At 42.3% G+C, this 17,020-nt stretch carries 14 protein-coding genes and 6 tRNA genes; 15 read left to right on the forward strand and 5 right to left on the reverse strand.

The window, feature by feature from the left end:
* Positions 1–113 precede the first annotated feature (113 nt).
* From QNM18_RS07425 to QNM18_RS07450, 6 genes are all read left to right on the forward strand, one after another.
* A tRNA-Gln gene (locus tag QNM18_RS07425) sits at positions 114–188 on the forward strand.
* 21 nt (positions 189–209) lie between these two features.
* A tRNA-Leu gene (locus tag QNM18_RS07430) sits at positions 210–294 on the forward strand.
* A gap of 160 nt (positions 295–454) precedes the next feature.
* A tRNA-Gln gene (locus QNM18_RS07435) sits at positions 455–529 on the forward strand.
* 22 nt (positions 530–551) lie between these two features.
* Positions 552–636: transfer RNA gene (locus QNM18_RS07440), tRNA-Leu, on the forward strand.
* Positions 637–678: 42 nt separating this feature from the next.
* Positions 679–753 (forward strand) — tRNA-Gln (locus QNM18_RS07445).
* A 29-nt stretch (positions 754–782) separates the two neighbouring features.
* A tRNA-Leu gene (locus tag QNM18_RS07450) sits at positions 783–867 on the forward strand.
* 179 nt (positions 868–1,046) lie between these two features.
* Here the strand turns inward: QNM18_RS07450 and QNM18_RS07455 are convergent.
* Entirely contained in the window at positions 1,047–2,210 is a 1,164-nt protein-coding gene (locus QNM18_RS07455; protein WP_284136772.1) for an FAD-dependent oxidoreductase, read from the reverse strand.
* 265 nt (positions 2,211–2,475) lie between these two features.
* On the opposite strand from QNM18_RS07455, the gene miaB reads away from it, so the two are divergent.
* The 8 genes from miaB to QNM18_RS07495 all read left to right on the forward strand — a co-directional run bounded on the left by miaB (position 2,476) and on the right by QNM18_RS07495 (position 10,400).
* The gene (gene miaB, locus QNM18_RS07460; protein ID WP_023398937.1) at positions 2,476–3,909 is read left to right on the forward strand and encodes a tRNA (N6-isopentenyl adenosine(37)-C2)-methylthiotransferase MiaB; all 1,434 of its coding nucleotides are present in this window, start codon (positions 2,476–2,478) and stop codon (positions 3,907–3,909) included.
* A gap of 54 nt (positions 3,910–3,963) precedes the next feature.
* Positions 3,964–5,013, forward strand: a complete 1,050-nt coding sequence (locus QNM18_RS07465) for a PhoH family protein (protein WP_284136773.1) — start codon at positions 3,964–3,966, stop codon at positions 5,011–5,013.
* Positions 5,010–5,471, forward strand: a complete 462-nt coding sequence (gene ybeY, locus QNM18_RS07470) for an rRNA maturation RNase YbeY (RefSeq protein ID WP_284136774.1) — start codon at positions 5,010–5,012, stop codon at positions 5,469–5,471. The genes QNM18_RS07465 and ybeY overlap by 4 nt, the downstream gene beginning before the upstream one ends.
* Positions 5,472–5,489: 18 nt before the next feature.
* Positions 5,490–6,368 (forward strand): CNNM family magnesium/cobalt transport protein CorC, encoded by an 879-nt coding sequence (gene corC / locus QNM18_RS07475; protein ID WP_023398934.1) that lies wholly within the window; start codon positions 5,490–5,492, stop codon positions 6,366–6,368.
* The gene (gene lnt / locus QNM18_RS07480) at positions 6,346–7,923 is read left to right on the forward strand and encodes an apolipoprotein N-acyltransferase (protein WP_284136775.1); all 1,578 of its coding nucleotides are present in this window, start codon (positions 6,346–6,348) and stop codon (positions 7,921–7,923) included. Before corC ends, lnt begins: the two co-directional genes overlap by 23 nt.
* 303 nt (positions 7,924–8,226) lie before the next feature.
* Positions 8,227–9,348 (forward strand): hypothetical protein, encoded by a 1,122-nt coding sequence (locus QNM18_RS07485; RefSeq protein WP_284136776.1) that lies wholly within the window; start codon positions 8,227–8,229, stop codon positions 9,346–9,348.
* 280 nt (positions 9,349–9,628) lie between these two features.
* Positions 9,629–9,880, forward strand: coding sequence for a hypothetical protein (locus QNM18_RS07490; protein ID WP_284136777.1), 252 nt, complete (start codon positions 9,629–9,631; stop codon positions 9,878–9,880).
* 1 nt (position 9,881) lies between these two features.
* A complete protein-coding gene (locus QNM18_RS07495) occupies positions 9,882–10,400 on the forward strand; it encodes a GNAT family N-acetyltransferase (protein WP_284136778.1) in 519 nt (172 codons plus the stop codon).
* Positions 10,401–10,465: 65 nt separating this feature from the next.
* Here QNM18_RS07495 and QNM18_RS07500 read toward each other — a convergent pair whose 3' ends face one another.
* The gene (locus tag QNM18_RS07500) at positions 10,466–11,272 is read right to left on the reverse strand and encodes a DUF4437 domain-containing protein (protein ID WP_284136779.1); all 807 of its coding nucleotides are present in this window, start codon (positions 11,270–11,272) and stop codon (positions 10,466–10,468) included.
* A gap of 429 nt (positions 11,273–11,701) precedes the next feature.
* Between QNM18_RS07500 and QNM18_RS07505 the strand changes: the two genes are divergently transcribed.
* Positions 11,702–12,085, forward strand: a complete 384-nt coding sequence (locus QNM18_RS07505; RefSeq protein WP_284136780.1) for a hypothetical protein — start codon at positions 11,702–11,704, stop codon at positions 12,083–12,085.
* Between the two features lie 103 nt (positions 12,086–12,188).
* Here QNM18_RS07505 and QNM18_RS07510 read toward each other — a convergent pair whose 3' ends face one another.
* The 3 genes from QNM18_RS07510 to QNM18_RS07520 form a co-directional block, all read right to left on the reverse strand.
* Positions 12,189–12,665 (reverse strand): hypothetical protein, encoded by a 477-nt coding sequence (locus QNM18_RS07510; protein WP_284136781.1) that lies wholly within the window; start codon positions 12,663–12,665, stop codon positions 12,189–12,191.
* 257 nt (positions 12,666–12,922) lie between these two features.
* Positions 12,923–13,666, reverse strand: coding sequence for an SDR family oxidoreductase (locus tag QNM18_RS07515; protein WP_284136782.1), 744 nt, complete (start codon positions 13,664–13,666; stop codon positions 12,923–12,925).
* Between the two features lie 72 nt (positions 13,667–13,738).
* Positions 13,739–16,972 carry a S41 family peptidase gene (locus tag QNM18_RS07520; RefSeq protein ID WP_284136783.1) on the reverse strand — a complete coding sequence of 1,078 codons (3,234 nt, stop codon included), beginning with the start codon at positions 16,970–16,972 and terminating at the stop codon, positions 13,739–13,741.
* Positions 16,973–17,020: the final 48 nt, after the last annotated feature.

Raw genomic sequence — 17,020 nt, forward strand, 5'->3', positions numbered from 1 at the left:
CGGAATTGGTAGACGCGCTGGATTTAGGTTCCAGTATCTTCGGATGTGAGAGTTCAAGTCTCTCTTTCCGCACCAAGTTCTCGATAAGAACTAAAATAATCAACTACCTTTGTTGGAGTATCGCCAAGCGGTAAGGCAGCGGGTTTTGATCCCGCCATTCCCAGGTTCAAATCCTGGTACTCCAGCCATCTCTTTATGAGATAGAATATGCGGAAGTGGCGGAATTGGTAGACGCGCTGGATTTAGGTTCCAGTATCTTCGGATGTGAGAGTTCAAGTCTCTCTTTCCGCACCAAGTTCTCGATAAGAACTAAAATAATCAACTACCTTTGTTGGAGTATCGCCTCGACACGAAGTGGAAGCGGTAAGGACAGAAGAGAGAGGTTTTGATCCCTCACTCATCCACCCCCAGATTCAAATTCTGGGACCAACGCAATAAGATTTGAAATAATCGTTGGAGTATCGCCAAGCGGTAAGGCAGCGGGTTTTGATCCCGCCATTCCCAGGTTCAAATCCTGGTACTCCAGCCATCTCTTTATGAGATAACACTATGCGGAAGTGGCGGAATTGGTAGACGCGCTGGATTTAGGTTCCAGTATCTTCGGATGTGAGAGTTCAAGTCTCTCCTTCCGCACCATGTTCTTAAAGTTTGAACTAAAATAACTTTAACTACCATCGTTGGAGTATCGCCAAGCGGTAAGGCAGCGGGTTTTGATCCCGCCATTCCCAGGTTCAAATCCTGGTACTCCAGCCAATTATCTTCAAAGATAATTATTAAACATTGCGGAAGTGGCGGAATTGGTAGACGCGCTGGATTTAGGTTCCAGTATCTTCGGATGTGAGAGTTCAAGTCTCTCCTTCCGCACCATGTTTAAATACTCTCCAAAATACTTCATCAAAAAAATCTTTCTTAATATTCCAACAATTTCTTTATTTTATTTTTATCCATACTTAGACTCTTCATCGAAGACAATTTTTACGCTTTATTTTGAAATAAAAAAAGGAAGCCTGCTGCTCCCTTTTTTACACTGGGTTGTTTGGCACAGTTTAAAAACTGCCCCCCATCGCATGTTTGAGGACTTCCCGCTTAATTGGCCCAGCTTTATTCGCCATTTTTAACGCAAGACTACGCAGCGACTTTAACGGCTTAATCTCATTTGAAAAGCCGAAATAACAGGCATCCATCATGCTCATCATCAATAAATTATCTTTACGGCGCATTTTTTCGTATTGATGCAATCTAGCAAGCTCTCCAACATCATCAAATCCCTGTAAACATCCGCCTAGCGCCGCCACATCCTTAAAGCCAAGATTAACGCCCTGCCCCGCAAGCGGATTAATCGTATGGGCTGCATCACCAACTAACACTAAACGTCCTTTACTGTATTGATTGGCATGCTGACGTGCGAGTGGAAATACCGCACTTTGTTCAACGGTAAAATCACCTGGTAAATCAAAAAAGTGTTCTATGATCTCTTGTTTTAACCCGTCATTAGTTAGAGCTTTTAAACGCTTTAACTCGGAGCCATGGTGATACCAGATCAGATTGGCATACGGCGCTTGCATAGGCAAAAACGCAATCGGACCTGTGGGTTTAAACTCCTGCCAGGTTTTTACTTGTTGTGGGCCATCGAGCTTTATCAAGATCCCCATACAGTGCTGCTGGTACTGCCATCCCGTCACACCGATACCCGCAAGGCTACGCAGTGCAGAGCGTCCGCCATCTGCAGCAATCACTAAATCAGCACTAAAGCGTTGCTCAGGATAAACCAAATCAATGCTACTAATATGTTGCTCAATGGCTACTGGCGCATCTTTTACCGTCACCACTTTGATATTGTTTTCTTCAAACTGCGTCCATAAAGAAGCTTGAATTATGTTGTTTTCAACCAAGTGGCCCAAATGAGATGTCGATACCTCTTCTCTATCAAACAGAAGATGCTCACTACCATGCTCATATGCTTCTAATTGATGATAAGGCGCATTGCGACTTTGGCGTATCAATGGCATGGCACCGAGTTTATCTAACAATGCTTCCGAAAAACGGTTGATCGCCGATACGCGAATATCTACCTGCTCACCTTCGAGTATCGCTATCGGGTCTATGGGGTTATTTTCAATCACGGTGACCTGACATCCTTGACGGGCAAGCTCCACTGCCGCAGCTGCGCCAACCATGCCGCCACCGACTATCAACACGTTATTTTTCATAAATTTGCCTAAATTAGCTGGTGTATTTACATTGTATCTTAATTAGTGAGAAAAAGATCTCTTTGCATGATTGTAGTCGAATAATTACAACCGTCCTTGATCCCTACTTTGAAAGATGAAATCTATACTTGGCTAGTGACTATAGGTCAGATAAAATACGCCTCTTTTTAAGCTATTTTAGTAAGTGTTTGCCAGTTGTAGGGGTATTTTATTAACTGGCAAGACGTTGTGCTGATCATCGAATTGAAAACGAGGCTTTATTTCAATGGGTAAAAAATTGCATATCAAAACCTGGGGCTGTCAAATGAATGAATATGACTCCCAGAAAATGGCGGATCTGCTTGATGCCACCAATGGCTATCAGCTGACAGAGGAAGCTGAACAGGCGGATGTGATCCTACTCAATACGTGTTCAATTCGAGAGAAGGCACAAGAGAAAGTATTTCACCAATTGGGTCGTTGGAAACTATTAAAAGAAGATAATCCTGATTTGGTTATCGGTGTGGGTGGCTGCGTAGCTTCTCAAGAAGGTGACACAATCCGTCAACGTGCACCTTTTGTTGATATCGTATTCGGTCCTCAGACACTTCACCGTCTACCTGAAATGATTAAGCAGGTTCAGAGCAAAGAAGGTTCTGTTGTTGACATTTCTTTCCCTGAAATCGAAAAATTTGACCGCCTACCAGAACCGAAAGCTGAAGGCCCTAGTGCATTTGTATCGATCATGGAAGGCTGTTCTAAATATTGTACATTCTGCGTAGTTCCTTACACACGTGGTGAAGAGGTAAGTCGTCCTCTTGATGATGTTATTTTAGAAGTTGCTCAGCTTGCAGAGCAAGGCGTACGTGAAGTAAACCTTTTGGGTCAAAACGTAAATGCATTTCGCGGTGAGATGCATGACGGTGAAGTATGCTACTTCTCAGATCTATTGCGTTACGTCGCAGCCATTGATGGTATTGACCGCATCCGTTATACGACTTCTCACCCAGTTGAGTTTACGCCAGACATCATCGAAGCTTATAAAGATGTGCCTGAGCTAGTAGATCACCTGCATCTACCTGTACAAAGTGGCTCAGACCGCGTACTTAACCTAATGAAGCGAGGCCACACCGCGCTTGAGTACAAGTCAACTATCCGTAAACTGCGTAAGATCCGTCCAAACCTAAGTATGAGTTCAGATTTCATCATTGGTTTCCCTGGCGAAAGCAAAGCTGACTTTGAAGAAACAATGAACCTTATCAACGCGATTGGCTTTGATATGAGCTTCAGCTTCATTTACTCAGCGCGTCCTGGAACCCCAGCGGCAGACTTGCCTGATGATGTACCTGAGCAAGAAAAGAAAGAGCGTCTGTATCTTTTACAAAACCGTATCAACCAAATGGCACAAGATATCAGCCGTAAGATGTTTGATACTGAGCAACGTATTTTGGTTGAAGGTCCTTCGAAAAAGAACCCAATGGAACTGCGCGGGCGTACAGAGAACAACCGTGTTGTGAACTTTGAAGGCCCACATTCAGTGATCGGTCAATTCGTTGACGTACGTATTACAGAGGCGCTACCTAACTCACTACGTGGCGAGTTAATTCGTACTGAGTCTGAAATGGACTTGCGCCGTGATGTTGCACCGTCAGATATCTTAAGCAGAGCGCCTTCAGAGCCTGAAGCCAATGAGATTGGTGTTGCAACCTTTACACCATAGAACATCTGTTTTGCGCCAGCACTTTGCTGGCGCATTCAATCTTAGGAAGTCATTTTGAGCAATCAAGTAAAGAATATTGAGTTTTATCTAGAACCTGCCGACAATAACCGCCTCTCTTCTCTTTGTGGTCCTTTTGACGATAATCTAAAACAAATTGAACGCCGTCTAGGTGTCGAAGTCGCACATAGAGACAATTGGTTTAAAGTCACAGGCAATCAAGTCACAGCCAAAGCCGCTGTGGACATTATAAAGTCTCTGTATGTTGATACTCAGCCAGTAAAAGGCAAATCCAAAGACATTGAGCCTGACAACGTGCATTTGGCAATTACCGAAGCAAATTGTCTGGAACAAGATACGCCTAACGTTTGGGGAAAAGAGGTCTTTATTAAAACTCGACGCGGTGTCGTCAAACCGCGTAACCCAAATCAAAGTCAATACGTCGCCAATATCCTAACCCATGACATTAGCTTTGGTATTGGCCCTGCAGGTACCGGTAAAACCTACCTCGCAGTCGCTGCCGCTGTAGATGCGTTAGAAAGACAAGAAATAAGACGTATTCTTCTTACTCGGCCTGCCGTAGAAGCGGGAGAGAAACTGGGCTTTTTACCTGGTGATTTAACTCAGAAAATTGACCCCTACTTGCGCCCTCTTTATGACGCCTTATTTGAAATGCTTGGTTTCGAAAAAGTTGAACGCTTAATTGAAAAAAATGTCATAGAAGTAGCACCACTTGCATACATGCGCGGTAGAACATTGAACGATGCCTTTATCATCCTAGATGAGAGCCAAAATACCACAACTGAACAAATGAAAATGTTCTTAACTCGTATCGGTTTTAATTCAAAAGCCGTTATTACAGGTGATATTACCCAGGTTGACTTACCGAGGGGCGCACGTTCAGGTCTGCGTCATGCCATTGAAGTACTCAGCAATGTCGATGAGATATCATTTAACTTCTTTAAATCACACGATGTAGTTCGTCACCCAGTTGTGGCACGAATTGTGGAAGCATATGAAGCAAAAGAAGAGCAAGAGCGTCAAGAAAAAGTCGCAAAGCAAAAAGCAAGACAACAAACTACTGAACAACAGGGTCCTGAATCATGAGTGTTGATGTAGATTTGCAGCTGGCCTGCGAGTTTGACAATCTGCCCAATGAGGCACAGTTTCAAAACTGGGCCGAAAAAGCACTTCTACCGTATAGAGAATACGCGGAAGTCACAATACGTATTGCCGACGAAGCTGAGAGCCAAGAGTTAAACAGCCAATACCGTGGCAAAGACAAACCGACCAATGTTTTGTCTTTCCCATTTGAAGCGCCACCAGGTATTGAATTACCCTTGGTTGGTGACTTAATTATCTGTCCTCAGGTGGTTTTTCGTGAGGCACAGGAGCAGGAGAAATCTTTCCACGATCATTTTGCTCACATGGTCATACATGGGTGCTTGCATTTATTGGGCTTTGACCATATAAATGAACAAGACGCCATGGAAATGGAAAGTCTTGAAAAAGAATTTTTAGCCGATTTGGGAATAGCTGACCCTTATCGTGATGATATTAATTAATTGGAGTAAAGAACTACAATGAGCGACGATAACTCGCAAAGTAGCCAGGGTTCTTCTAGCAGAAACTGGCTGGGACGCATCACTCAGATGCTGCAAGGGGAACCCCAAAATAAAGAAGAGTTGGTAGAAGTCATTGCTGATGCTCAAGAGCGAGCACTTATCGACCCTGAGACCAAAGACATGATGGAAGGTGTATTGAGCGTTTCAGAGCTCAAAGTACGTGACATTATGATACCTCGATCTCAAATGATAACCCTTGATGTGGAGCAAGACTTAGAGTCGCAACTTCCAGCCATGGTTGAATCAAGTCACTCTCGCTTTCCAGTAGTATGCGAAGACAAAGACCATGTAGAAGGTATTTTGCTAGCAAAAGATTTATTGCCTTTAATTTTAAAGCGCAATGGTACGCTACCAGCTATCAAAGAGTATTTACGTCCGGCAATTGTAGTCCCCGAAAGTAAACGTGTAGACACTTTACTCAACGAATTTAGACAAAAGCGCTACCATATGGCAATTGTCATTGATGAATATGGCGGTGTCTCCGGTCTTGTTACCATTGAAGATATTCTCGAAACCATTGTCGGTGAGATAGAGGATGAGCATGATGACGAGGATGAGCAACAAGATATTCGCCAGCTCTCAAAACACGTATTTAATGTACAGGCATTAACACCTCTTGATGAGTTTAATGAGTACTTTAAAACTGAATATGATACACAAGAAGCAGACACCATAGGTGGGATCATCTTACACGCATTTGGCCATATGCCGAGCAAAGGTGAAATCATTGATGTCGAACCGCTGCAGTTTAAAGTAACAAACTCAGATAACCGTCGTATACTACAACTTCAGGTCACTGTTCCGAAAACAGAGCATGTTGAAGACACCGCTGAATAAGCTTATCTCACTCGTAAAAGATAAGTATGCATGGCTTGCGTTAAGCGCAGGCTGTGCATTAACCTTTGCATATGCCCCATTTGGTATTTGGCCATTAGTCTTGTTGTGCCTTGCCATTGCCATTTACGTTACTGATCAACCGACTCCAAAACAAGCGGCGAAGTACGGTTTTCTATTTGGTTTTGGGTGGTTTGCTATAGGTATTAGCTGGGTCCATGTGTCTATTGCACAATTTGGCGGCTTACCTATTTTTGCTTCCATTTTAGCAATGGCCTTACTGTGTGCCTATTTAGCAATTTATCCAGCTTTGGCATTTGCCTTTGCAGCCCGCTACGGCAAACAACATTGGCAAAAACTAGCGCTCCTTATCAGCGGGTTTGCAATCACAGAGTATCTAAGAGGGAGCTTATTAACCGGCTTTCCATGGCTTAGCTTTGGCTATACGCTTACAGACTCACCGCTTAAAACTCTCGCTCCTTGGATAGGAGAGTTTGGACTGACCTTAATATGTGTCGCATTGAGCTACGCACTTTACTGGTTAATACGTTATCAGCGTTACAAAGCCGCTGCCGCCACTTTACTTCCTATCGCACTACTGTATTTGTTCACTACACAAACTTCAGATACACGCTATAGTGGCCAACAGCTCAAAACCCTGTTAGTGCAGGGAAATATTGCCCAAAGCTTGCGCTGGGAGCCCGAACAGTTTTGGCCTACTATGTCAAAATACCAAGATATGACTCGTCCAAATTGGACGGATGCTGATTTGGTTGTTTGGCCAGAAGCCGCTATCCCTGAAATCGAAGATTATGCTTTTGATTATCTGATTAATTTGGACAAAGCTGCCGCGTTTAACAATACCGCCTTAATTACAGGTATTCCTGATTACCAGTTTGATACTCGCAATGTGTACAACACCCTCATTGTCTTGGGGAAAAAGCAACGTGATGACAGTGAAGGGCAGTATCGCTATCTCCACCGTAATCGATACCAAAAACATCAGTTATTGCCAATTGGCGAATTTGTTCCTTTTGAAGATTTGCTTAGACCACTTGCACCTCTTTTTGATCTGCCAATGTCTTCTTTTTCTCGCGGTGACGCTGTGCAAAATAACCTAGTCGCCAATGGAATACATGTTTTACCAGCTATTTGCTACGAAATAGCATTTAGTGAGCTTGTACGAGGAAACTACACCCATGCGTCTGATATCTTATTTACTGTGAGTAATGATGCGTGGTTTGGAGATTCTCATGGCCCACACCAGCATATGCAGATTGCAAGAATGCGTGCACTGGAACTACAAAGACCTCTTGTCAGGGTGACCAACAATGGAATAAGTGGCGTCTACGACCCAATCTCAAACCAGCAGATTACGATCCCGCAATTTACCAGTGATATACTAAGTACAGAATTAAAACTGATATCCGGCCATAGCTTTTTTAGTAAGCACGGTCACACGCCTGTTTGGCTGTTTGTTGGGTTACTTTTACTTTTAGTAGGCGCAGTTAACAGTAAAAGTTATATCTCATCCAAAATGGAAAAGGCATTTTTCTAACTGAAAACCTCTTCCTACCCTTCTAGCTATTTCATTGTATAGCGGTTGCTCTGCTAAGGAGCAATTGGCAACTCAAGTGAAGCGCTTAACACCAACCCAAATTGCCTTGCGGGCTGTACTTTGTACTTATGGATGCCGATAGGTAATGAAGACTCCAATATAAAATCCAGATACATACTCAGCTAGAACTTTATAATAATTCTCATAAAAACAATAAATAATGGGAACAAAATGCTGCTGATGTTAAAATAACGCTGCAAAGCATGACCCCTTAAATTTTCATATAAATCATAGAGCACAGAAATGAGATACTTACTTTTAATAACCTGCTTATTTTTGGCAGCATGTAAAACTACACACAATCCAATCCCTGAAAACTATACAGGGCCAGTATCTAAGGTGGATGACAGCTTTCAAATTAAGGGAAGAAGTTCAGCTGATATGTTTTATATATCCAAGGTAGATGGGAAAAGTGTGTATAATGCTGCCAATAGTACTTTTTCTGCAACATCAGGCCAAGGTTCCAACCTCAGAGCGCGAGGTTATACTCATCAAGTCACGACCCTATCTCAAAAGCTTCATTTAGTTGGTCAAACTGTTTTCGCAGCACCGATTAATCAGCTATTTAATTCGGGATCGAGTTTTGAAGTTCGTGGTGATATCTCTTTCATACCAGAAGAAAACACACATTACATCGTTGGGGGGGAGCTAAATGAAAGTCGCTCAGCTGTTTGGATAGAAGACCTATTTGGCAAAATAGTGTCGCCCGTTATTTACATTGAAGAGCAAGGCAGTGAACCAAAACAACTATCTGCCGCAGAATACTATAGTCTAACTAATAAAACCTATGCCTTAAACAGCGACCTAGCTGAGCAATTTGCACAGATTAAAGGCGGGGAAAGTGTAGGCAGGGTAACAGCCAAACTGGGAGAACCTAGTTCTAAAAATTACATGAAAGCAAACCTATTCTCTGCACGCCAAGCGTATTACGAATATAGTTACAAAGGGTTAGGAGTCGTCAGGTTTACTGCATATGGTCAAGAAGCTGGCTATGTGATTCATGTAAAGCCGCAAATTTCGATTAGTAAATCAACCAATTTGAATGAGCTGCTCTCCACCCAAGGAGGGACTCTCCAGCACATTGCAAAAAAGTACTATCAAATGGATGAGCTTACTGTTGAACAGTTGGATCAAATAGCTAATACAATTTGGCAAAATCGACATTCGTCAAATGCTCTGACTTTAGATGGCGTCGCTTGGTTAATTAAAACTTTGGCTAAACAGGGTAATAACCGTTACTACTCTTTAATTGAAGTATTATGTGATACAGAACAGTACAAGAGAAAGATAACCCGCCACGCTCGCAAATCTTTAACATTACTGACACCATCCAATACCAACCAGTTTAAATATTCAGCACTGTAATTGTAAAAATCAGGGGTGCTCATATAATATGTGTACCCTAATTCGAGAACCAATCAAATACTTGGTACAAAGTTAGTACTGAGTTTCTAGCATCTATATGCATATTCCTCGTTGCATAGATCAGCATTTTGCCTCTATTTGGTGCAAGTTTAGAAACAAAGCCCCTAAATAGCGCAAAACTCCCTACTAAAGAACAGTAAGCATATGAAAATATTTACTTTTAATTTTTGGCACTGTTCTTTCTTATACCTAGCTTTAATATGAAAGCAGGAAATCAGTCATGGACGCGTCCCAAATTAAGCGCAGCTCAGTTCTCAGACATGCAGTGGACTTGGTCCATAAACATGGTTTTAGTATCAGCGATACTGCGACATCATGTCAGGTCTCTAAACAGGCTCTATACCGCGCCGTACGTGCACACAACACCCCACCGAATACACAGCTCGATAAACTATTTAAAAAGAAAGAAAAATTGCAACAGCAGCTGCGAGCGTTAGAAATTGAAATTAACCAACTCACTATCCAGAAATAAGATGATCACAACCAAACAATTACGCTGTATTGATGATAATACGCAAAATCAACTCTCAATATTATTGCAGGCATGTATAGAAACAGGCGCTTCACTTGGGTTTTACAAAGCGTCTGAGTCAAACATTCTTACTAAGTACTGGCAATCTGTTAATAGAGAGCTGGAGAACAAGCTAAGACTTTTATACATCTTGTATGATAACAATGAAGTGCAAGCCACTGTGCAGCTGGCACTCTGCCACAAGCAAAACGGTCGCCATCGCGCAGAAGTAGAAAAACTCTTAGTCCAGCCCCGTGCTCATCGAAAAGGGTATGCAACTAAATTAATGGCTTATGTAGAGTCACAAGCTTTGAAGCAAGGTATTCAGCTTCTCGTATTAGACACGCAAAGTGGAGACAAAGCTGAGCTATTTTATCAGGCCTCCGGTTACACTAAAGTGGGGCAGATCCCCAATTATGTATCTGATCAGGAAGGACGATTTCATAGTACAAGTTATTATTATAAGCATCTGAAATTATAATCATAAGGAATCAATCTTCGCCCTCTTTGATAAGGGCGAAGGAACTTCGTTTTTGTCTGCCTTTATTATTTGTCTTCTACAATGTGGATTTTACTATTGGTGCGTATATAAATTTGGGTATCTTGTATTGCCTTGACACGATGCACTTTGCTCTGCCCAAAGTAACTGCCGACTTTAAGTGGAACGCTTTGCGATTCATACCTTATTTGCCCGCTAATGACCACTGCATGAAAGGTGTCCCCCTCACTTACTAGCTTCCCTGAAAAGCCAACTGGTAATTTAATTAGGCTACCATTTAAATTACCAACAGAAGTATCACCCCATAAAAATGCGCGTTGCACATTGTACTTGGTGTCTGTCCATTTTATATCACTCGCATTAAGCCAAACTAAGTTTGATGAGGCGACATTCATTGCCTGCTCACCATTGTCAAATGCTTGCTCTTTTGGGTGTACTAGATATGGACCGCTATCAATTTCAATGTAAGCGATATTAACTTGATCTTTTGCCGCAGTAATATGTGCATCTCCAGCTGGCTGTGTCCAAAAAGAGCCTACTGAAAGCCACATATCACGAGCTTCAGGATCATCATTATGTACAAGGCCTTTGATAACAACGCCTCGATAGCTCACATTATGAATGTGCGGAGGTGAAGTAAACTCAGGTTTAAACTTTACTAAAAAACCAGTGGCACCGCCTTTTTGGCGGTTTCCCCACAAGTCTGCGGCTTGAGGGCTCGCATCTCCACGTAAAGGGTTTAACGGCGTCCATTGGAGCTGCTCTATAGCGCGTATGTCTGGCTCTTTACTACTTGCAATATGACTATTGAATAAAAACAGACCAACTAAAATTAACTTACAACGATTTACCACGCTTTCTCCTATGTTTTGAGCTGATGAGAGCACATTGGCTTCCTCCAAACGCAAGAGTAATTCCTATCACTAAACTTGATAATAACCATAAATAAAGAAACATAATTAAGATTTTATTGATAATTGGAGAGTTCTTGTAAACGGATGGACGAACTTGAACAAACATGGTTAAAAATGTCGATAACACCACCTAGCTCTATGGGCTCATTTTAGATTTTCATCGAAATCATAAACAATAAAAAATTTATAAAAACTCTTTTAAAAGTAAGAAATAAATTAATAAATTTATAAAAACCACTTTGAAAGAAGAAAATAAATTAATTAATAAATAAATTAAATATATCACTTAAAACCACACCACCATTTAAAAAATGTATTTTTAAATATAATAACCAGTGGATTTAAAATTAAAAAACAAAGGATATTAATATGAAAAAATTAGCATTAGTCGCGTCACTTGTTCTATCTTCAGGTTTCGCTCAAGCAGCTCAACCGGGAGCTGCGACTGTTGTAACTGCAGATAAAATCGTCAAGGAAGTACGCGTTGAAGTATTCCATGGCAATGCATATTATTACTTTGCTTCATTTGACAGTAATGAAACTGCACAAAGCGGTGTAAATACAACTTGGGAAGCACCGGGTTGTCCATCTGCAATTTATGCTTATATTCCTGCAAGCTCGCCAGGTGCAGAACGTATGTTTGATCTGGCCATGCATTCAAAAAATACCAATACACCGCTTCAATTCTCAGGTATTTGTGGTGATCACGAGGGCAATAACATCTACATTCAAGCAAACTACGCAACATTCTAACCGTAGTTTATGTACAAGCCGCACAATGCGGCTTGTTTGGTACATTTTCTGACTATCAATTCACTGATAAAAAATCGGCTTGGCTAACTAATAGGTTTGATGGCTACGCACCGTACATCAGCTTACTGCTCACGATAGCAATAAAAACCCATGCAATATAAAAGACGTCTAGTACACTGAACTTCCACTGCAAATCGACTTCTATCTCATCAGCTTGTTCTTTCCTTTTTATCTTTCTCCAAAAGTGATAACCAGCAAACACATTCAATATACATAGTACTAAATAATCAAATGCACGGTGCCGAGCATTTGATACGGAGTGATAAGCTCTGAGAATAAAAAAGGAGCATACAACACTATAAATACAATTCACTATCGAAAATAAAGCAAAAAATAGTGTTATATAGTATCCCACTTTATGCTCAATAGGGACGAACACCAGCAAGAGTAATAAAGCCAATACTGAAATAGGCAGAATGTATAACGACGCGACGACCGACTTGGAAACTTTTACTTTTGGAAGCATCTCTAATCTTCTCTCAACTGATAAACTCATACCAACCGATACTAGCTCAGTCACAAGTAATTGGATAGATAAGTTCCAAGGTCGTCAAAATGTTCCTAACACTCTCCCCTTCATACAACTGAACGGCACGACAGCTTTATATAACAGCGAGAAACCAACCACAGAATCTAACTGTTAATGTCTTAAAACATATACGCCGATACTAAAAAGCTCATCACTCACATCTGGTTGAACATTTTCTTGGGTGGTAATTCACAATCTTAACGCGCCACTGTTTTATCAGCGCTGGTACAAAGGGCTTAAAAGCCCTGTTATTTTCCACCTGCTAAATCGATAAATGTACCTGTCGCATAGGAAGCTCCATCGCTTAATAACCATACTACAGCGTTTGCGACTTCTTGTGCTGTACCACCTCGCTTCATTGGCAATAATTCAGCAACTCTATCGACTCTGCCAGGCTCACCACCATCGGCATGTATATCAGTATAGATACAGCCGGGGCGTACACAGTTCACACGAATGCCCTCTGGGGCAAGCTCTAACGACAAACCTGTGGTAAAGCTATCTATTGCCCCTTTTGCAGCAGCGTAATCAACATATTCGTTTGCTCCACCAAGATAAGACGCCGCAGAAGACACATTCACAATTGCACACCTGTTTACTTGTTTAGACTGACGTATATGCTTTATTGCCTCGCGGGCACAAATAAAATACGGCGTGACATTTTGCGTCAACATCCAATTAATGCGCTCGGCGCTCATGTCTTCTACGCGCATTTGTGTTTGCAACACCCCCGCGTTATTGACAAGATGCGTTACTAACCCCAAACGCATTTGAATCGCTTTGAACATATCAACGACTTGCCGCTCATCACTCACATCAGCCTGAAATAGTTCTGCTTTACCACCAGCAGACAGGATCTCTTTTTTTACCTGCTCAGCGGCTTGGTGATTTGATTTATAGTTAATAGCAACAGCATACCCTTCAGCCGCTAAACTCTTTGCACTCGCAGCGCCAATGCCACGACTCCCCCCGGTGATCAATACAACTTTCATTTGTTCTCCTTAAACAAAAAAGGGGCTATGCCCCTTTTATAATTACCTAGTCTATAAACTCACTAAACTACCTTAGTCAATAAACTTTGTCGGTGCCGGTGGCACGGTTAGTTTCTTTTTAGGGTTGTCTTCAAGCTCTTTTAATAGCTCTTTAACTGCGCGTTCAACTGATGGATCTTTACCTGCCTGAATAAGTTCAGGGCGGTCTATCACTTCAATGTCAGGCACTACCCCTTCATTTTCAATGATCCAGTTACCGTCATTATCCAGAATACGGAACGTCGCAGCGATCACCTGACCACCATCTACAAGTCTTGGGTTGCCAGAGATACCAATTAGGCCACCCCATGTACGCGTACCAATTAACTTTCCTAACCCAGCTTGGCGGAAGTAATAAGGAATAGCATCGCCGCCTGAACTTGAATAGCCATTGATCAACATAGCTTTTGGTCCATCATGCGCAAATTGTGGCGTTTTTGTTGGTGTAACACCACGGCGCTTCCAATAGTTAAGCGGCTTACGCGCTAGCCAAGTGATCACATGTTCAGGAATAAAGCCACCACCATTGTAACGGTCATCAATGATCATCGCCTCTTTGGTTGTTTGTGACATAAAGTTCTTGAACATCGAACGGTTACCTTCGTAGGCTGTATTTGGCAAATGTACATACCCAATTCGACCACCTGATAACTGCTCAACATAAGCTTTACGCGATTCAACCCATTGTAAGTAACGTAAACCGGTTTCGCTCTTAACAGGCTTAACCGTGATTTTCCAGCTGTCATCAAAGCTAGGTGACTTACTCAAAATAAGCTCTACTTGTTCGCCCTGAGTATTTTCCAATAGTTCATAGAAGTTACTGACTTCATTCACATTGCGACCATTCACAGCCAAAATGAAGTCACCTTCGCTGGCGCGTACACCTGTTTCGTTTAACGGAGAACGGAAATCTTCATGCCAGTTCTCACCTTTAAAGATGTGCTTAATCGTCACGAAACCTGAGCGGTGGCTTGCCACTTCAGCACCAAGTAGGCCATGTTTTTTACGCTCGCCTTTTGGCTCATCACCAGACTGAACATAAATGTGGCCAGCATTGATTTCACCAGCAATTTCACTCAGCACATAATCAATATCTGTGCGATGTGCTGCAGCATCGGCCATAGGCTGGTAACGCTTCAGCAGTGCATCCCAATCTTGTCCATGATGGTTTTCGTCGTAGAACCAGTCACGTAGAGTGCGCCAACCTTCTGTATACATTTGCGACCACTCTACACGCGGATCGATCTTCAAATTCATCTTGCTAAGATCTAGCTGATTCGCTTTTAAATCCTGCTTTGCCTGTGGCTTGATCACACTATACTTAGCGCCCGCGCGTGCAATAACATGTTTGCGATTTGCCGAGACTTTATACTCGCTGACACCTTTAGCAACCGTACTGATTTTGCCGTCAGCCTTGTTTTCAACCAACTTAAGTGCGCCACCACTTAGCGTAAGAACGCCGCCTTTAACACCTGTCAGGTCACGATAGTTACCCGCAGGTGCTGGTAGTGAAACAACCCGCGCCATAAAACCATCTACTTGAATATGAGTATCTGATTCAGCTTTGTCCTTATTCGACTCTTCATCACTCACTATCGATGTTTCATCACTTTGCGGCGCATTAATTGGCTTAAAGCTGTCATTCACCGCAACCGAGTAAATACGTGTTGCACGGTTAAATAGGTAGGCAAATTCGTAAGAGCTAAATGCTAAGTTATAATCGCGCTCTGACGTGAAATAAATATATTGGCCATCATCAGAGAACGTCGGGTTAGCTTCTGAGGTCATGTCATCCGTTAAACGGTTTAGCTTTTTGCTATCGACATTGTAATGCCAAAGTGATGAGTAGCGGTTTTCATTGTTTTTAACAAAAACGATGTCTTTACTATTTGGTGACCATGTATATTGCGTGATCCCATCATCGTCATGAAGACCGCGATCTACTTGGTGTAATTTGCCACTTTCGACATCTAACCACCATACGATATGGTCTTTGTCAGCAAACAAAAGCTTACTGTTGTCCGGTGACCAAATTGGATCAAATCGCCAAATTGTGCCGTTGTCTGTCAGTTGTTTTACAGCATTATTATTTGCGCGATCTTTCAGGTAAATCTCATATTCACCAGTTACATCGCTCAAATAAGCAATATAGCGGGCGTTTGGTGACCAAGTCGCGGCAATTTCACGGCCTACTGGCGTGTGTGATAAGTTACGCGTGGGCCCATTTTTAACAGGCACAGAGAAAATCTCACCACGAGCGGTAAATACAGCGCGCTTACCATCGTGAGAAACGTCCATTGAGTCGATGAATTTACTGACATTTTTAGTGTAAGGCAGTGCTGATTTTCGTACGCCATCAACATTAATTGTCAGCTTTTCCGTCATTTTATTTGCTTCATTGAAGCGATATAAATAACCACCGTTTTCATACACAATTGAGTCTGGACCCGCTGATGGCCACAATACATCAAACTCTTTGTGATCAGTCATTTTAACTGGCTTTTTACCTTCACGATATTTGTAAAGGTTCAGTGTGTAATCTCTATCAGATACAAAGTAAATGCTGTCGTTTACCCAAGTTGGCTGCTGATCTGTTGCTCGGTGTGTTGTCAGTTGCTTGGAAGTATTTTTTTCTAAATCATATACCCATACATCTTGCGCACGACCACCGCGCGAGCGCTTCCAAGTGCGGAATTCACGGTCAATTGGCGTGTATACAAATTTGCTGCCGTCACCAGATAACATACCACCACCACCTTCCGGGATTGCAAGCGGCTGCTCTAAACCACCTTCAACTGGTACCATATAAGGGCGACCCATACGTTTACCCCATGGCGTGCGGTTAGCACGGAACACTACGTGTTTGCCATCTGGCGTCCAGTCTAAAACACGATAATCAAAACCACCACGCGGTGGCATCGGGCCGACATCGTTGTAGTAAGTAAGCTGTTTTAAGCCTGAACCATCACGATTAATAACGTAGATCTGACGACTACCATTGTACTCCGCCGCAAATGCAATTTTTTCACCATCAGGTGAAAACTTAGGGAACGTCTCAAAACCAATGTGATCCGTCAAACGTGTACTTTTACCTGTGTTGGTATTGGCCACGTAAATATCGCCAGAGTAAACAAAAGTTACGTGTTCTTTGTGAATATCAGGAAAGCGTAATAAACGGGTATCTTCAGTGCTGTAGGCGCTCGCCATAGGGCTGGCAAGAGGCCCAAGCACAGCAGCCATCGCTGCAAACAAGTGCTTAATTTTCATTATTATCTCGTATATATATTTGACTGTTACATGATAACAATTTCACTC

The organism is Pseudoalteromonas obscura (assembly GCF_030135505.1).
GTDB lineage: Bacteria > Pseudomonadota > Gammaproteobacteria > Enterobacterales > Alteromonadaceae > Pseudoalteromonas > Pseudoalteromonas obscura.

Bases quoted from the DNA above. Each gene is read 5' to 3' on its own strand.
- QNM18_RS07455 (WP_284136772.1), bottom strand. From the start codon at position 2,210: ATGAAAAATAACGTGTTGATAGTCGGTGGCGGCATGGTTGGCGCAGCT.
- miaB (WP_023398937.1), top strand. From the start codon at position 2,476: ATGGGTAAAAAATTGCATATCAAAACCTGGGGCTGTCAAATGAATGAA.
- ybeY (WP_284136774.1), top strand. From the start codon at position 5,010: ATGAGTGTTGATGTAGATTTGCAGCTGGCCTGCGAGTTTGACAATCTG.
- corC (WP_023398934.1), top strand. From the start codon at position 5,490: ATGAGCGACGATAACTCGCAAAGTAGCCAGGGTTCTTCTAGCAGAAAC.
- lnt (WP_284136775.1), top strand. From the start codon at position 6,346: ATGTTGAAGACACCGCTGAATAAGCTTATCTCACTCGTAAAAGATAAG.
- QNM18_RS07485 (WP_284136776.1), top strand. From the start codon at position 8,227: ATGAGATACTTACTTTTAATAACCTGCTTATTTTTGGCAGCATGTAAA.
- QNM18_RS07490 (WP_284136777.1), top strand. From the start codon at position 9,629: ATGGACGCGTCCCAAATTAAGCGCAGCTCAGTTCTCAGACATGCAGTG.
- QNM18_RS07495 (WP_284136778.1), top strand. From the start codon at position 9,882: ATGATCACAACCAAACAATTACGCTGTATTGATGATAATACGCAAAAT.
- QNM18_RS07505 (WP_284136780.1), top strand. From the start codon at position 11,702: ATGAAAAAATTAGCATTAGTCGCGTCACTTGTTCTATCTTCAGGTTTC.
- QNM18_RS07515 (WP_284136782.1), bottom strand. From the start codon at position 13,666: ATGAAAGTTGTATTGATCACCGGGGGGAGTCGTGGCATTGGCGCTGCG.
- QNM18_RS07520 (WP_284136783.1), bottom strand. From the start codon at position 16,972: ATGAAAATTAAGCACTTGTTTGCAGCGATGGCTGCTGTGCTTGGGCCT.